This window comes from Erythrobacter crassostreae (genome assembly GCF_019204045.1).
Classification (GTDB): Bacteria; Pseudomonadota; Alphaproteobacteria; order Sphingomonadales; family Sphingomonadaceae; genus Erythrobacter; species Erythrobacter crassostreae.
Genome location: NZ_JAGSPC010000001.1, coordinates 556,563 through 572,140, shown reverse-complemented (window position 1 = coordinate 572,140; position 15,578 = coordinate 556,563). Strand labels below are relative to the sequence as shown.

General features: G+C 55.0%; 14 protein-coding genes. 10 read left to right on the top strand and 4 right to left on the bottom strand.

What is annotated here, in order from left to right:
• Positions 1-2 precede the first annotated feature (2 nt).
• The 8 genes from KCG46_RS02860 to KCG46_RS02825 all read left to right on the top strand — a co-directional run bounded on the left by KCG46_RS02860 (position 3) and on the right by KCG46_RS02825 (position 9,918).
• A complete protein-coding gene (locus tag KCG46_RS02860; protein WP_218403825.1) occupies positions 3-983 on the top strand; it encodes a glycosyltransferase family 2 protein in 981 nt (326 codons plus the stop codon).
• Positions 984-1,077: 94 nt separating this feature from the next.
• Complete coding sequence (locus KCG46_RS02855; RefSeq protein WP_218403824.1) at positions 1,078-2,388, top strand: UDP-glucose dehydrogenase family protein; 1,311 nt, start codon at positions 1,078-1,080, stop codon at positions 2,386-2,388.
• A gap of 34 nt (positions 2,389-2,422) precedes the next feature.
• Complete coding sequence (locus KCG46_RS02850; RefSeq protein WP_218403823.1) at positions 2,423-3,184, top strand: glycosyltransferase family 2 protein; 762 nt, start codon at positions 2,423-2,425, stop codon at positions 3,182-3,184.
• Complete coding sequence (gene gmd / locus KCG46_RS02845; protein ID WP_218403822.1) at positions 3,181-4,302, top strand: GDP-mannose 4,6-dehydratase; 1,122 nt, start codon at positions 3,181-3,183, stop codon at positions 4,300-4,302. Before KCG46_RS02850 ends, gmd begins: the two co-directional genes overlap by 4 nt.
• Before the next feature lie 218 nt (positions 4,303-4,520).
• On the top strand, positions 4,521-5,795 hold the full coding sequence (locus tag KCG46_RS02840) for an O-antigen ligase family protein (RefSeq protein ID WP_218403821.1): 1,275 nt from the start codon (positions 4,521-4,523) through the stop codon (positions 5,793-5,795).
• A gap of 34 nt (positions 5,796-5,829) precedes the next feature.
• The gene (locus tag KCG46_RS02835) at positions 5,830-6,546 is read left to right on the top strand and encodes a polysaccharide biosynthesis/export family protein (protein ID WP_218403820.1); all 717 of its coding nucleotides are present in this window, start codon (positions 5,830-5,832) and stop codon (positions 6,544-6,546) included.
• A gap of 8 nt (positions 6,547-6,554) precedes the next feature.
• Positions 6,555-8,687: a GumC family protein gene (locus tag KCG46_RS02830; protein WP_218403819.1), complete on the top strand. Its 2,133-nt coding sequence runs from the start codon at positions 6,555-6,557 to the stop codon at positions 8,685-8,687.
• Positions 8,688-8,742: 55 nt separating this feature from the next.
• Positions 8,743-9,918 carry a tetratricopeptide repeat protein gene (locus KCG46_RS02825; RefSeq protein ID WP_218403818.1) on the top strand — a complete coding sequence of 392 codons (1,176 nt, stop codon included), beginning with the start codon at positions 8,743-8,745 and terminating at the stop codon, positions 9,916-9,918.
• A 36-nt stretch (positions 9,919-9,954) separates the two neighbouring features.
• On the opposite strand, the gene fabI is transcribed toward KCG46_RS02825, so the two are convergent.
• From fabI to KCG46_RS02810, 3 genes are read right to left on the bottom strand one after another with little or no spacing between them, the layout of a single operon-like run.
• Positions 9,955-10,773 carry an enoyl-ACP reductase FabI gene (gene fabI, locus KCG46_RS02820; RefSeq protein WP_218403817.1) on the bottom strand — a complete coding sequence of 273 codons (819 nt, stop codon included), beginning with the start codon at positions 10,771-10,773 and terminating at the stop codon, positions 9,955-9,957.
• Entirely contained in the window at positions 10,770-11,804 is a 1,035-nt protein-coding gene (locus KCG46_RS02815) for a YihY/virulence factor BrkB family protein (RefSeq protein WP_255551733.1), read from the bottom strand. The genes fabI and KCG46_RS02815 overlap by 4 nt, the downstream gene beginning before the upstream one ends.
• 20 nt (positions 11,805-11,824) lie before the next feature.
• The gene (locus KCG46_RS02810; RefSeq protein WP_218403816.1) at positions 11,825-12,808 is read right to left on the bottom strand and encodes a DnaJ C-terminal domain-containing protein; all 984 of its coding nucleotides are present in this window, start codon (positions 12,806-12,808) and stop codon (positions 11,825-11,827) included.
• Positions 12,809-12,968: 160 nt separating this feature from the next.
• Between KCG46_RS02810 and pdxH the strand changes: the two genes are divergently transcribed.
• Together pdxH and KCG46_RS02800 are read left to right on the top strand one after the other, a co-directional pair.
• Positions 12,969-13,622 (top strand): pyridoxamine 5'-phosphate oxidase, encoded by a 654-nt coding sequence (gene pdxH, locus KCG46_RS02805; RefSeq protein ID WP_218403815.1) that lies wholly within the window; start codon positions 12,969-12,971, stop codon positions 13,620-13,622.
• Positions 13,623-13,633: 11 nt separating this feature from the next.
• Positions 13,634-14,443, top strand: coding sequence for a PhzF family phenazine biosynthesis protein (locus KCG46_RS02800; RefSeq protein WP_218403814.1), 810 nt, complete (start codon positions 13,634-13,636; stop codon positions 14,441-14,443).
• On the opposite strand, the gene KCG46_RS02795 is transcribed toward KCG46_RS02800, so the two are convergent.
• Positions 14,428-15,576 (bottom strand): serine hydrolase domain-containing protein, encoded by a 1,149-nt coding sequence (locus KCG46_RS02795; RefSeq protein WP_218403813.1) that lies wholly within the window; start codon positions 15,574-15,576, stop codon positions 14,428-14,430. The genes KCG46_RS02800 and KCG46_RS02795 overlap by 16 nt on opposite strands.
• Between the last annotated feature and the right edge of the window lie 2 nt (positions 15,577-15,578).

The following is a 15,578-nucleotide window of genomic DNA, read 5'->3' as shown; positions in this document are numbered from 1 at the left end:
CAATGTCAGACGCCCCTCTACTCACGACAATCATCCTTACGAAAAATGAGGAAAAGCACATCGAGCGCGCCATTGCCTCGGTTGCCGGAGTGTCTGCGCGAATTTTCGTCATTGATAGCGGTTCGACGGACCGTACTGTCGAGCTTGCGGCTGCAAACGGTGCCACTGTGCTAAGCAACCCTTGGGTAAACTACTCAACACAATTCAACTGGGCGCTGAGCCAGTTGCCTGCAGATACCAAATGGGTGCTGCGTCTGGACGCTGACGAGTATGTTACTAAGCCTCTTGCGGCCGAGATAGAGAGTTCGCTGGGCGGCAAAAGCGATAATGTTGCTGGCGTGTACGTTTCGCGGCGAATGCATTTCCTCGGGCGTCGGATTAAGTGGGGCGGCATTTTTCCCATCAGGGTTGCCAGACTGTTTCGATATGGGCGCGGTCGCTGTGAGAGCCGCTGGATGGATGAGCATATCATCATCGAAGGTGATGCCGCAGAATTTACAGGCGAACTGATAGATGACAATCACAACTCGCTCACTTGGTGGACCGAAAAACACAACTCCTATTCTGCGCGAGAAGTGGTTGATTTGTTGAACCTAGAATACGGATTTATTGAATCCGAAACCGTTGCGGATCTGTCTGGAGGGCAACAGGCCGGCCTCAAGCGCTGGGTTAAAGAACACCTATACACGCGCGCGCCGCTTGGCATGCGGGCTCTTATATATTTCATCTATCGATATTTCTTTAGGTTGGGTTTTCTCGACGGGCGAGAGGGTACTGCATTCCATTTCCTGCAAGGGTTTTGGTACCGCTACCTTGTCGACATGAAATATCACGAGGTGCAATCGCACATGCGATCTGAGGGAGTTGACGCGCCGGAAGCGATCAAGCGGGTTCTCGGAATTGACCTTGGACTTGCGAATACCTCTCCCCAAACACTGGACATTGATCTAAAGGGCCAGCCAACAAGCCAAGAAACGGCATGACGACACCCGTTCCCGCGGAAGCCGTCTATGTTCGCGAGGCTGATTCAATTCTACCGCGCTTGTTCAGAAAAGCGACGGAAAGAGGAGCTGCAGTATGAAAATTGCGATGGTTGGCTCAGGCTATGTGGGCCTCGTCTCTGGAGCGTGTTTTGCCGATTTTGGTCACGATGTGGTCTGCATCGACAAGGATCAGAGCAAGATTGATCGCCTGCATGACGGCATCATGCCCATCTACGAACCTGGGCTTGATGCTCTGGTCGAAAGCAACGTGAAGTCAGGTCGCCTATCCTTTACGACCTCATTGGCCGAAGGTATCAAAGGTGCATCGGCTATCTTTATCGCTGTCGGCACTCCAAGCCGCCGCGGCGATGGACATGCCGATCTGTCGTTCGTTCACGCGGTGGCAAAAGAGGTCGGCGAAAACCTTTCCAATGATGCAGTCATTGTGACCAAATCGACCGTTCCGGTAGGCACCGGCGATGAAGTAGAGCGGATCATCGCCGAGACAGGCACTTCGCATCAGTTCGCTGTAGTTTCAAACCCAGAATTTCTGCGCGAAGGCGCTGCGATTGATGATTTTAAACACCCAGACCGGATCGTGATCGGTGCTGAAAGCGAATTTGGCGAAACCGTGATGCACGAAGTGTATCGCCCGCTGTTTCTCAACGAATCGCCGATTCTTTTCACCAGCCGCCGCACCAGCGAGCTGATCAAATACGCCGCCAACGCCTTCCTCGCGACCAAAATCACTTTCATCAATGAAATGGCCGATCTGTGCGAGAAGGTCGGCGCGGATGTGCAGGATGTCAGTCGCGGTATCGGTATGGATGGACGGATCGGCGCGAAATTCCTGCATGCTGGCCCGGGATATGGCGGCTCTTGCTTCCCGAAAGATACTTTGGCGCTCCTTAAAACCGCAGAAGATTATGACAGCCCGACGCGGATCATCGAAGCGGTTGTCAAGGTTAATGAAAGTCGCAAGCGCGCTATGGGCCGGAAGGTTCTGGACGCGCTGGGCGGCGCAGAAGGAGCGCGCGGCAAGAAAGCAGCGCTGCTGGGTCTGACGTTCAAACCGAACACCGATGACATGCGCGACAGTCCGGCGATTGCCGTGGCGCAAACGCTGACGGACGCAGGCGTAGAAGTGGCCGCTTATGATCCGGAAGGGATGGAGCTGGCTCAGCCGCTGATGCCGAATGTGAAAATGTGCAGTGACGCCTATGAGGCAATCACGGATGCAGACGTAACCGTCATCGTGACCGAGTGGGATGCATTCCGCGCACTTGATCTAGCGAAGGTAAAAGCAACCGCAAAGGCACCTGTTCTGGTCGATCTACGCAATATTTACACACCTGATGATGTGCGCGCAGCTGGCTTTGAATACTCGTCGGTCGGTCGGGCATAATTGGGGCGGCGTGGCAAACTAGCGCCGGTTTGACATGAAGATATCCGTCGTCACCGCAGTCTATAATCGTGCGGACACGCTCCGCGCGGCCATCGATAGCGTGCATGCGCAAACCTATTCGAATATCGAGCACGTTATTCAGGATGGCGGATCGACGGATGGGACGCTGGACGTCGCGCGCGAGGCTGCGACCACCTCAACCGTTATCGTTTCGGAGCGGGATCACGGAATTTATGATGCGATCAATCGCGGCATTTCTAATGCGAGTGGTGATGTGATCGGATTGATGCATTCGGACGACTTCTTCGCAGACCCAGAAGTGATCCAGAAAGTTGCAGCAGCGCTCTCTGATCCCGCAATCGACGGCATCTACGGCGACCTGCAATATGTGGCTGCGGACGATCCAACGAAGGTGGTTCGGCATTGGAAATCAGGCGAATACAGCGCGCAAAAATTACGCCAGGGCTGGATGCCGCCGCATCCCACTGTCTATCTGCGCCGCGAAGTGTTTGACCGCCTGGGTCTATATGATACCGGCCTCCAGATTGCTGCGGATTACGACGCGATGCTTCGTTATCTGGCGAAAGGCGGGGTCAAGCTCGCTTATATCCCCGAAGTGCTCGTCAAAATGCGGGTTGGTGGGGAAAGCAATCGATCGCTGGAGCGCATAGTGCAAAAAAGCCGCGAAGATTTGACAGCCATTCGCAGAAATGGCGTTGGTGGAGTGGGTGTGCTGATCCAGAAAAACCTGCGTAAAGTGGGACAGTTCTTTGTGAAGGATACATCGGGACGATGACGAAAACCGCACTCATCACCGGCATCACCGGTCAGGATGGCTCTTATCTGGCAGAATTCCTGCTGGAAAAGGGATATGAAGTGCACGGTATCAAGCGCCGTGCGTCGCTATTCAACACGCAGCGCATCGATCACATCTATCAGGACCCGCATGAGCAGGGCCGCCGGATGAAATTGCACTACGGCGATCTGACCGACACATCGAACCTGACCCGGATTATCAAAGAGGTTGAGCCGGACGAGGTCTATAACCTCGCCGCGCAAAGCCATGTTGCTGTAAGTTTCGAAGCACCTGAATACACGGCGGATGTCGATGGCATCGGCACGTTGCGGATGCTGGAGGCGATCCGTTTCTTGGGGCTTGAGGCAAAGACCAAGTTTTATCAGGCGTCCACATCTGAACTGTACGGTCTGGTGCAGGAAACCCCACAGAAAGAAACAACGCCTTTCTATCCGCGCTCGCCCTATGCCGTGGCAAAGCTGTATTCGTACTGGATCACGGTGAATTACCGCGAAGCATACGGCATGTATGCTTGCAACGGCATCCTCTTTAATCATGAAAGTCCCCGCCGAGGCGAAACCTTTGTAACGCGGAAAATCACGCGCGGCCTCGCGAATATCGCACAGGGCCTCGAGCCATGCCTGCATATGGGCAATATCGATGCGCTGCGCGATTGGGGCCACGCAAAGGATTACGTTCGGATGCAGTGGATGATGCTGCAGCAAGACGTAGCTGATGACTTCGTCATTGCGACGGGCAAGCAATACACGGTGCGCGAGTTTATCACCTGGTCGGCCAACGAGCTGGGTGTGTCGCTCGAATTTAGCGGCGAAGGTGTCGACGAAATCGCCACCGTCGCGGCGATCGAAGGTGACAAAGCGCCTGCTGTGAATGTCGGCGATGTGATTGTTCGGATTGACCCGCGCTATTTCCGCCCTGCGGAAGTCGAAACGTTGCTGGGAGACCCTACCAAAGCCCGCGAAAAGCTTGGTTGGGAGCCTGAAATCACTGCGCGCGAAATGTGCCAAGAGATGGTCGCGTCCGATCTGAAAGAAGCCCGGCGCCATGCGTTGCTTGCAAAGCACGGCTATGATTTACCCGTAAGCGTAGAAAACTGAACTCATACGACACTGACTGCATTATTTGAGTAACTATGAACTCAGCGAATTCTTCACGAGCGATGCCGGCTAAGGCGATTTCACAGCGCAAACCTTTGATTTGGCTCGCGTTGTTCGCACTTATTGTTGCTTTTTTGGGCGGGAGCTCACGCTTTGATGCAGTTCAGGCCGCGGCGCTTAGGCCTTTGCTTGCGCTCTTTTTGATCCCCGCACTTTACATGATCTCCAAGAGCAGTTTGGCTGCGGTTCGCGTGCCGATGGTTCTCTTGGCTGTGCTGACAATTTGGATGGTCTTCCAACTCGTGCCGTTACCTCCCTCAATTTGGCAGGCGCTGCCGGAAAGAGAGCTGATAGCGGAGCTGGACAGGTTGAACGGGCTTGAAGGAATTTGGCGCCCGATCTCTTATGTGCCGATGCGGGGTTGGAATGCGGTTTCGTCCTTGATCGTCCCGATAAGCGCGGCGCTCTTATTGATCGCCCTTAGGGCTAAGGCGCACACTGTTTTTATCATTTTGGTCGGATTTGGGGTCATTGATGCGGCGCTGGGGTTGGTTCAAATCACGGGCGGTTCGGGCTCTGGGCTGTATTTCTATTCTCCAACAAATTTTGGCGCACCCGTGGGAGTGTTTGCAAACGAGAACCACTCGGGCGTTTTGTCGGCACTGACGCTACTGATCATAGCGCGGACAGCGATGCGCGGTGGCAAATTCAATCGAACCCCTGGATTAAACCTTGGTCTTGCCGTCGCTTTCCTACTTGTCACGCTCGTTGCCTTGGTAAGCGGTTCTCGCGCCGCGCTTGGTTTGACGGTTGTCGCCTACCTGGTGATCGGTGTGATGGCCTATCTTCATTTGAAGCAACCAGAATTGAGCGGATCTAGAGCGGGGCGGGCTGCTATACTTGTACAGCGCCCACGCCTCGTTCTTTTGCTCGGCTTTTTGACAGTCGGAGCGATTTTCGCCCTCCTTTTCCAGTTTGATCGCGCTGCAGGGGTAGAGGCGGCGTTCAGTCAGGATGCATTCGTAGACCTGCGGTGGCGGATCACGCCTATCCTTACAGATATGATGAGTTCATTTTGGCTGCTTGGTTCCGGGTTTGGCACTTTCGACGCCGTCTACCAGATATATGAGCCGACGAATTTCTTGGTGCCAGCCTATGTCAATCAAGCTCATAACGATTGGGCGCAATGGGTGATAGAAGGCGGGTTGCCTGCGATTGTGATACTTGGTGCCTTTATCATTTGGATCGCTCGTTCAATCCGCTTACTTTTCGCGCGCGACCCGCAAGCTACTGCCCGCTGCGTGTTCTGGATGGCTGTAATCCTGTTTTTGACTATCGCATCTGTAGTGGATTATCCGTTGAGAACCCCTGCATTCCAGATGGTGGGGATCTGGCTTACGATTGCGTTCGCAGCTGACGTTCAGGCCCATGGTCGCCAAGAGCGTCCAACTGGAAGACAATTTAATCGGTCAAAACAGTTGGCCGAGCTATAAAACATTGTATGGCTTGAGCCTGACGATGAGGGACATGATGAGACTTCCGACAATTCAAATCCTTGCGTTGAGCTTGGCTATCGCCCTCGGAGGCTGCGCGACTGTTGATCGTACATATGGAGCCGCGCCAGACGTCGAGATCGCCGATTTAACGGAATTGCCCGCCCCCGGGGTGGGTCAAGTGTACCGGCTTGGCGGCCAAGAGGTTGTCGAAATCGCCGTCGTCGGCGCTGAGGCTCTAAGTGGCACGTATCTTACCGACGAGGCGGGCGATATTGTTTACCCTTTCCTCGGCAAGGTTAAAGTTGCCGGCCTTTCACCGAATGAGGCGGCCGCTGTAATTGCTGACGGTTTGCGCGGCGACTACCTGCTTGATCCGCAGGTGCGTTTGATCCCAGCTTCTTTGCCCGAAGATACCTTATCGGTCGGCGGCCAAGTCAAAGAACCAGGTTCATTTCCCGCTAGCGGGAAAATGACTTTGTTGCGAGCTGTCAACGAGGCAGGCGGTCTCGCTGATTATGCGAGGCACGATGAAGTCATTATAATGCGTACAGTCGATGGGCAGAGTTATATCGGGCTTTACGACATAGGTGCGATTGAGCGTGGAAATTATGCCGATCCTCTAGTCTATGCTGACGATGTAATCATGGTCGGAGATTCGCCGGGACGCAGGCGAATAGATCGACTTATTGAGCTTGCCTCGCCTGTCCTGACGACGGCAGCGATCGTTTTGAACCAGCTTTCCCGGTAAGATCAGAAATGAACGAGAAAATCCCTGCCGCGGTGGCGTTTGAAGACCAGTTACGGACCAATGGTCAATACGAGGAAGACGAAGCGTTTCATCTCGATCTCGAGCGGTATTGGATCGAGTTTCGGGCACTTAAGTTCTGGATCGCAGGAATTATTGCCCTTTGCGTTGTTGCAGGCGTTCTCGCGACATTGCTCGCAACCGACCTGTTCCGCGCCAGCGCTCGGATCGAAGTGTCTGATGAATCAGTCAGCGTAACTGACGTAGACCTCCCAACTCGTGTTGCCCTTCGAAATGAGCAGAATTTTCTGAACACTCAATACCAGTTGCTCAATTCGCGCTTTATGGCGTCGCGTGTTGCCGAGGCGAAGAATTTGGCCCGGGATGAAGAGTTCCTTGAGCTGTTCAATCTCGACGAAGAAGGTCAAGCGGACCAGCAGGCAATCGAGCGCGTGTTGCTTGAGAATGTTACCGTTGAGCCGATCAGCCAGTCGAGCCTTGTCGATATTCATTTTTCCAGTCCCTCGAAAACTCTCTCGGCAGACCTTGCGAATTCTTGGGCGGAAGAGTTTATTTCCGCAAATTACGAAAAGCGTTTCGGTGCGAATATTGAAGCGCGGAAGTTTCTAAACGAGCAAATCGCTGAGTTGCGCGAGAAGTTGGCCGAGTCTGAAACGGAACTCATTGAATACGCGAACGCCAATGAAATTCTGATCTTACAAACCGAACGCGGTGATGCGGGCTCAGATAGCGCGAGCCAGACATTGATCGCCAACGATCTTGAAGCGCTCAACAATGCTCTTGCAAGTGCAGTGTCTGACCGGATTGAGGCGCGGGCTACATCGCTTTCGAGCGATTTTCCGGCGAATGATCCGCGCAGCATCCTTCGCGCGGACCTTATTCGAGCAGAAGCGGAACTCGCACGATTAAGCGAAAACTTCGGCCCTCTTTATCCTGAGTTGATTGACAAAAAAACCGAGGTGGAAGCCCTCAGAAGCTCCATTTCACGCGAGACGTCATCTGTTCTTCGGTCTGCTGAAATTCGCGAGAGGGAGCTGCGCGCACGTTTTGAGGCTGCCAAGTCACGCTTCCTCAGCCAACAAGGGCAGAGCATCGATTACGGCATTCTCAAGCGTGAAGTTGATACCAATCGAGAGCTTTATGATGCGCTGTTGCAGCGGTACAAGGGTCTTGAGGCATCCGGCGCAGGTCAGAACAACATTAGCCTGATTGATCGAGCTGCCCCGCCGAAAGTGCGGTACTCACCATCGCTCGCACTCAATTTGCTTATTGCTTTGGCTACCGCTGCGATTTTGGTCGTTGTGCTGGTCTATCTTCGGGTGTTGTTGAGCCAAACCCTCAAGGACCCTCAGGATGTCTCACGCCGACTTGGTCTGCCGCTACTCGGAGCGATACCGACCCACAAAGGCGGGCCTGTCAACGAAGCGCTGCTCGAACGATCTTCGGAGCTTAGCGAGGCGTACAAGTCGACCAGAACAAATATCACCTTCCTTACGCCGGATGGTGCGCCTCAGGTAATAATGGTGACATCATCTGTTCCGAGCGAAGGTAAGAGCCTTTCGTCTTTCGCGCTTGCAGCGAGCTTTGCGCAATTGGGTAAGAAGACGCTTCTTATCGATGCGGATCTGAGAAATTCGAAGATGGTCGAATTGGTCGGAGGGGATTCGCTTGAAGATCGAGGCCTTACGGCGCTTCTGTCTGGGGCATCGCAGATTTCCGCAGATTCACTGATCAATGTCGCGGATCATGGATTTGACTTCCTGCCTACTGGTCGGAAACCTCCAAACCCAGTTGAATTGCTCGCTAGTCCGCGTTTCAGGGAATTGCTGGATCAAGCTCGGCAAGACTACGATCAAATCATAATTGATAGTGCACCTTTGCTTTCGCTTTCGGACGCTATCGAGCTTTCTCGAGTGGTGGATGGCGCGATTTATGTGATTGAAGCCGATCGAATCAAGTTGCGTGCAATCGAGCAGGCGCTGAAGCGCCTTCGCGAGACTGGGGGCATGGTCTTTGGCGCGATTGTTACCAAGCTTGATCAAAACAACTCAACATTCGGCTACGGTTATGGCTATGGCTATGGCTATGGCTACGGCCAAGCAATTGAGAAATCAGACGATTAAGGCTCCTCACAGCATCGGCCTCGCCGTATCCAGCTGAAGCTTGCGTAATGTAGAAATGATGAAAAATCTCAATATTGTACGACTGATTCTGGCTTTAGCCGTCGGCTTAATTGCGTGCCTTTTTGTAGCGCTTCAGACTTTCAGCATGATTTCGACCAAAGCGCAGCCAGACACCGCTGCCTGGCTTTTTCCGATTAACGGAGCCGCTATCGAGCGAGCGGCTTTTGATGACTTCTCGCAGCGGGCTTCTGAAACCGGCGAACCGCGCGAAGCCGCCTTGGCCGTACGTGAAGAAGCTCTTCAGGCTCTCCGACATGACCCAACAGCAGTAAAAGCTCACGTTTTGATCGCCATGGCGCAGGAAAAAGGCGAGAAGCGGGATGCGTTGGCGCTTGCTGCGTCAAAGCTTAATCGGCGCGACTTGGCTTTGCAGGGTGTGATGTTGCAGGTCTATCTGGAAAAAGACGACTCTCCTCGCGCAGTACAAACCTTGGATCAAATCTTGCGTGTGCATCCGAGCTACAGCGCAGACTTTTTCCCGATCTTGGGTGAGGCTTTGCGAGATGATCAGGGCCCAACCACATTTGCTAGATACATTGATGGAACCTCGCCTTGGCACACCGATTTTTTTGCAAATTATGCCGTTCGTGAAGAGCCCTTGCTGGCCAATGTAGCAAAGCTGCGAATGGAGAGAGAGCTGGCTGATGAACGCTTCGACCAGCAATTGATACGAAGGCTTGCTGAAACGGGACGTGCCGAAGAGGCACAGGACCTGTTCTTCGCGATCGCTGGTGCGGATGAAGATACAAGCACAAACGGAACGCTCGACTGGACGGCTCGCTTTCCTCCGTTTCATTGGCAGTTCGTGGATCAACCCGACCTCCGAGGGCAGGCAAGCACAGACGAAACTCAATTGGAAATTTATGCCCGTACTGGCAATGGCGGAGTAATAGCGCAGCGCATCGTCGCGCCACCGCAAGGGCCTTTCGCAATTGAATTGGCGCTGTTGGATGCAACGGCAGGTCGGAAAGAATCAGTAAGGCTCCGGCTTCAATGTCCGGGTGACCCCGCGCCATTCTTTGTTGAACCGCTTGATAAAGGCCAAAACCGATTCACTTTTGAATCAAAGCCGAACTGTTCACAGATGTTGCTTACAATTTTCGCTCGCGCATTTTCTGGCGAGCCCACTCTCAACGCGAGCCTTAGTAAGATCACCATCCAAGATAACTGATTGCCCCCTTGGCCGATCTGCAAGACTACTTACAAATCAACCCAGCGCGATATCCGGGGCGTCTTCCTGTTTCATACCGACCAGATGATAGCCCGCATCGACATGATGCGTCTCACCGGTCACGCCCGATGACAGGTCGGACAATAGATATAGGCCTGACCCGCCAACGTCATCGATAGTGATGTTCCTGCGCAGCGGAGCGTTCAGCTCATTCCATTTCAGGATGTAGCGGAAATCACCGATGCCGCTTGCTGCTAGTGTTTTCACCGGCCCCGCACTGATCGCGTTGACGCGAATGTTACGCGGGCCAAGGTCGTTGGCGAGATATTTGACGCTGGTTTCTAGCGCTGCCTTCGCCACGCCCATGACGTTGTAATGTGGGACCACCTTTTCTGCCCCGTAATATGTGAGCGTGATAATGCTTCCGCCGCTCTCCGGCATCATCTCTGCTGCACGCTTGGTGACTGCGACCAGCGAATAAGCAGAGATGTTCATTGTCATCAGGAAGTTATCGAGGCTGGTGTCGACATATTTGCCGCGCAGCTCGCTCTTGTCGGAAAACCCGATTGCGTGAACCACGAAGTCGAGCGTGTCCCAACGCTCCTTAAGCGTATCGAAGGCGCGATCCAGCGCATCCATATCAGACACGTCGCATTCAAAACAGAAATCGCTGCCCAATTGCTCCGCTAGCGGTTTCACCCGTTTGGCCAGCGCTTCACCCTGATAAGAGAATGCCAATTCCGCACCATGTTCGGCGAGCTGCTTCGCAATGCCCCAGGCGAGCGACTTGTCATTGGCCAGTCCCATGATGAGGCCGCGTTTTCCGGCCATCAATTTTGCCGTTGATGTGCTCATGTTGCATTCTCCTCAGATGTGCGGCTCGCATTCTCAGGTTCTGCGAGCGCCGCGTTCAATTCTGCGCCAATAACGAGGCCGAGCCCGACGAGCCAGAAAAAGAACAGTGCAATGATAATTCCTGCAAGGCTGCCATAGGTCAAATTGTAGGAAAAAAACTGGCGCAATATGATCGGCAAGGCGGTTGTAACGCCCAGCCACCAGGCGGCCGTGAACACCGCTCCGGGCCACTTGGGGTATCGCTTTGTCCGGTATTCACCCGGAGTGAGAGTGTAGAACAGCAGGTATAGGGAAAACCCAAGGCCCAATGCCGGCACAATCCGCGACAGCCGCAATGTTCCCATCAGCTCCGTTAGCTGCGGAAGCCGCGCATCAATCACCTGTTGCGCGGTGCCGATGGCGACTTGCGCGAACAGGCTGACTATCAACAGGATCACTGCGCCCAGTATCAGACCGGCTGAAAGCAGGCGGTACTTCCAAAACGCATGGCTCGCTTTGGTGCCATAGGCGCGCCGCAATATATCGCGGATGGTCTCAATCAGGCTGGAGACAGTCCATAAGGCGACGCCTGCGCCAAACCAGAGCAGCCACCCCTCGCGCGCATACATCACGTCCTGTGCGACCGGCTCGATCACACCGGCGACAGTTGGCGGCAAGGCCAGCATGACGGCACCGACCATCTGTTGGGCGAGTTCTTGTCCTCCAACCAGCTCGAAAACGGCTGCTCCAAGGATAAAGAACGGAAAGATCGCCAGCATCGACAGATAGGCCAGATTGCCTGCGTGGATGAAGCCGTCATTATATGTGCCGTATGCTGTCCGGCGAACGACCTCGAACGGGCGCGTGCCGGGCGCTAAGGGGCCTGCCAGAGCAGACATGGCAGCTTGCCAATCGGGCAGCTTTCGGTCGTTTATCGGGCCGGATGTGAGCGTCTGCGGCTTGGAGCGTTGCGGCCGCAATCGGCGTGCTTCTGGCGAAAGCGACGTAACTTCGCGCTCGGAAGAAGGGGGGATGTTGGCCGGTTTGACCATTCAGCGCGCCCGGCTCGGCCTTAAAGGCCGAATTTCTCGCGCGGTTTGGCGGGATCTTCCCAATCGCCTAGCTGCTTTTGAAGCGCATCAAGATCTTCGGGAAGCTGAATTTCAAGCGTCACGAGCTGATCGCCGCGTGCTGGTTTGCCGTCTTTCGCCTTTGCTCCGCTGCGAGTCCAACCTTTGCCGCCAAGCCGCATCACCGTGCCGCCATTGGTGCCAGCTTTGATTGTCAGCATAACCGGACCATCGACTGTCGGGCACTTCACCTTGGCTCCGCGCAAGGCCTCATCGAGCGTGAGCGGTAGGTCCATACGGATATGGTCGCCATCGCGGCGGAAGAACGGATGCGTGCCAACTTCGACAATGACTATGCCATCACCGTTGCCGCCAGGCCCTTGATGCCCTTTGCCTTTGAGGCGCATTTGGGTGCCGTCTTCGACACCGCCGGGCAGTTTCAGATTGATTGCCTTACCATCGGCCAGCGTGATGCGCTGGTCTTGCCCGGATGCCGCGTCAACGAAGGGCACGGCTAGCCTGTACTGAATGTCTGCGCCGCGCTTTTGCGGAGGAGGGGGAGGGCGTTGGCCGAAACCGCGGCGTCCGCCTGCCTGACCGCGCGGTTTGCCGCCGCCGAACAACCCTTCGAACAGGTCGCCCAAATCCATATCGTCGGGGGTGAAGCCGCCAAATTCGGGATCGCGAAACCCGCCGCCGGGCCGGCCACCAGGATTGCCGCCTCTTCCAAAGCCGCCACCCATTCCACCAAACGGATTGAGCGGGTTGCCTTCGCCATCGATTTCGCCGCGATCAAATTGGGCGCGTTTGTCTTTGTCAGACAACAGATCATAGGCAGTGGTTGCTTCAGAAAAACGCTCTGCTGCCTTGGGGTTGTCCTTGTTCTTGTCCGGATGAAACTCTTTGGCGAGTTTGCGATAGGCGCTTTTGATCTCTTTCTCAGAAGCGGTGCGCGCAACGCCAAGGGTGCCGTAAGGATCTTTCATGCCGTGTTAGCTAGGTGAGACAGTGAGCAGGTGCAAGCGTGGAAGCAGAATTGAAGAAACGTGCAACCAATCAGAGCTTTCGGTTGTACCTTCCGGCTGAGGGATTATTTCCACCTTAGCGAAGCATGCTCTTGAACTGGTTTGAAAGGCCGCTTTTCCGATGAATGACAATTCCGGTCTCGATTCTGCGCAGTTGGCCGATAGCGTTATCCCTGCAAGCGCCGATCCTTTTGCCCTGTTCGACGATTGGTTTTCTGACGCCAAGAACAATGAGCCAAACGATCCCAATGCCATGGCGCTCGCAACTGCGACACCGGATGGAGCACCATCAGTGCGGATGGTCCTGCTCAAGGGGCACGGCGCAAAGGAAGGCGGATTTACCTTCTTTACCAATTCAGAAAGCCGCAAAGGCGGCGAAATCCGCGCCAACATGCAGGCCAGCCTGCTGTTTCACTGGAAGAGCCTTCGCCGCCAAATCCGCATTGAAGGCCCGTTGGTCGAAGTGACGCCAGAGCGCGCCGATGCTTACTTCCACTCACGCGCTTACAAAAGCCAGGTTGGCTCTGCCGCCAGCGATCAATCGCGGCCGCTTGATCAGCGTCAGGATTATCTGGATCGCGTAACGTCGCTTTGGGCGCAGCATAAGGCGGAAGGCAAAGTTCCGCGTCCGCCACACTGGACCGGCTTCACACTGAAACCCGAAAGAATCGAGTTTTGGATCGACCGTGACAACCGCCTTCATGACAGGCGGCTTTTCACTCTCGAGGGTGCCGGTGATGCGCTTTCGTGGTCTGACACGCTTCTCTATCCTTAAAGGCAAATCGAATGACCAAAAAGATCCCGTACTGGCATGTTGATGCCTTTAGCTCGGAGCCATTTCGCGGGAATCAGGCTGCGGTTATGGTGCTCGATGAGTGGTTGCCCGATGATGTGTTGGTGAAAATCGGCGCAGAAAACATGTTTGCCGAAACGGCCTTTGTCGTCCGTGATACAACCGGCGAGGCAGACTGGGAGCTGCGCTGGTGCACGCCAACCTATGAAATTGCGCTTTGCGGCCATGCAACTTTGGCCAGCGGTCATGTCTTGCTTACCCGCGACGGCGGAGACCGTGTCACCTTCAGAACGCGCAAGTCCGGTGTGCTGGAAGTGCGCAAGACAGCCGAGGGGTATGAGGTAGGCTTGCCCGCTATCCCGACGCATCCCGAAGAGCATCCGGAAGCCGCATCATTGATCGGTGGAAAGCCCATCGCAACCTACCGGTCCGGAGGCGAGCAGATCGGCTACAACATCTTCATGTTCGAAACCGAAGCGGAAGTGCGCGCACTTAACCCTGATTTGCGTGCACTTGGAATGCTCGGGACTGATCAGTTTGATTGCACCGCACCCGGTGAAAGCACCGATGTTGTGAGCCGGATTTTCGTTCCTGGTGCTGGTGTCGATGAAGACAGTGTGACCGGCTCTGCACATGCTGCGCTTACGCCATTCTGGTGCGAGCGATTGGGCCGGGACAGCTTCACCGCGCATCAGGCTTCTGAGCGAAGCGGGAACCTGAACTGCCGATTGGACGGGGAAAGGGTTTGGCTTGGCGGTGAGTGCGCCACGGTTGTTGAAGGCGCGTTCTACCTCGCCGGATAAAGCGCGATCACGTCAGCGGCTTCCTGCAGCATTGCTGGCCGCTGAGCCGATGTTGAGTGCCCCAAGCGGACCATAGTTACGCCTTGTTCGGGTGAAACCAGCACATATTGGCCCATATGTCCGATTAGTGAAAACAGGCTTGCCGGAGCGCGTTCCGGGAATAGCGGGTGGCCCGCTTCTGCGTTCTGCGCGCCTAATGGCCGGTTTAGCCAGGTTTGAAAGCCATATTGGGGCGCGGTCGGGCTCGACTCGATCATAGCGCTGATCCAGCGGCTGGGCACCAATTGCTCACCATCGGGGGATCGCCCTTGATTGCGCATAAATTCGCCAAATTTGGCCCAATCGCGCGCAGTTGCATGCATTAGGCTGCCCCCGATCAGCGTGCCCGAAGCGTCATATTCGGCAACCATGGATGCCATGCCCAGCGGTTCGAACAGCCGTTCCTTCAGATAATCGTCTACAGCTTTGCGCCGTGCGTCGGGATCATCGCTGGCGGTCAAGGCGCTCGCCGCGATATCTGCCAGAATGACGGTTGTGTTGGATGAATACTCGAAATTCTCGCCCGGCTCAGCCTCAAGTGGCTGCTCTTTCGCCCAGCGGGCCATATCATCGCGCCCGTCCAGAAACAGCATGCGAACCTCTGAGGAATCGTAAGGCGGGTCGCCCGCCTCTGTATGGCGCAGGCCGGAGTTCATATGCAGCAATTGCCGCAAAGTGATTTCGGCGCGTGGATCACCCGGTCGCTGCCACATGGCGATCGGTGCTGGCTCGTCCACGGTCAGCTTCCCATCCGCTACCAGCATTCCAATCAGAACGGCGGTGATGGTCTTTGCCATTGACCAACTGATCATGCGTGTTTCTGCATCATAGCCTTCGGAGTAGCGTTCCGCTGCGAGCTCGCCATCCGCCATCAACACCAAGGCACGGGTTTCACCGAGGTCTTGTTTGGTGAAGAGATCATCGATTTGCCGAGCCAGTTGGTCTTTCGGCGCACCGGCTTTGTCCGTCACGACAGCGAGAGCTTCGTCACTTAGGGGAGGCGGAGCTATCTCCGCTGTTCCTCCGCATGCAGCCAAGGCTGTGATCAGTGAAACCGGAGCGGCGAAACGAAGCAATGTTGTGCGATCAGTCATTG

Excerpts from the sequence above, each read along its gene's own strand:
- KCG46_RS02830 (WP_218403819.1), top strand. The coding sequence starts at position 6,555 with ATGAACGAGAAAATCCCTGCCGCGGTGGCGTTTGAAGACCAGTTACGG.
- KCG46_RS02855 (WP_218403824.1), top strand. The coding sequence starts at position 1,078 with ATGAAAATTGCGATGGTTGGCTCAGGCTATGTGGGCCTCGTCTCTGGA.
- KCG46_RS02810 (WP_218403816.1), bottom strand. The coding sequence starts at position 12,808 with ATGAAAGATCCTTACGGCACCCTTGGCGTTGCGCGCACCGCTTCTGAG.
- KCG46_RS02835 (WP_218403820.1), top strand. The coding sequence starts at position 5,830 with ATGATGAGACTTCCGACAATTCAAATCCTTGCGTTGAGCTTGGCTATC.
- gmd (WP_218403822.1), top strand. The coding sequence starts at position 3,181 with ATGACGAAAACCGCACTCATCACCGGCATCACCGGTCAGGATGGCTCT.
- KCG46_RS02795 (WP_218403813.1), bottom strand. The coding sequence starts at position 15,576 with ATGACTGATCGCACAACATTGCTTCGTTTCGCCGCTCCGGTTTCACTG.
- KCG46_RS02840 (WP_218403821.1), top strand. The coding sequence starts at position 4,521 with ATGATCTCCAAGAGCAGTTTGGCTGCGGTTCGCGTGCCGATGGTTCTC.
- KCG46_RS02800 (WP_218403814.1), top strand. The coding sequence starts at position 13,634 with ATGACCAAAAAGATCCCGTACTGGCATGTTGATGCCTTTAGCTCGGAG.
- fabI (WP_218403817.1), bottom strand. The coding sequence starts at position 10,773 with ATGAGCACATCAACGGCAAAATTGATGGCCGGAAAACGCGGCCTCATC.
- KCG46_RS02850 (WP_218403823.1), top strand. The coding sequence starts at position 2,423 with ATGAAGATATCCGTCGTCACCGCAGTCTATAATCGTGCGGACACGCTC.
- KCG46_RS02815 (WP_255551733.1), bottom strand. The coding sequence starts at position 11,804 with ATGGTCAAACCGGCCAACATCCCCCCTTCTTCCGAGCGCGAAGTTACG.
- KCG46_RS02860 (WP_218403825.1), top strand. The coding sequence starts at position 3 with ATGTCAGACGCCCCTCTACTCACGACAATCATCCTTACGAAAAATGAG.
- pdxH (WP_218403815.1), top strand. The coding sequence starts at position 12,969 with ATGAATGACAATTCCGGTCTCGATTCTGCGCAGTTGGCCGATAGCGTT.
- KCG46_RS02825 (WP_218403818.1), top strand. The coding sequence starts at position 8,743 with ATGATGAAAAATCTCAATATTGTACGACTGATTCTGGCTTTAGCCGTC.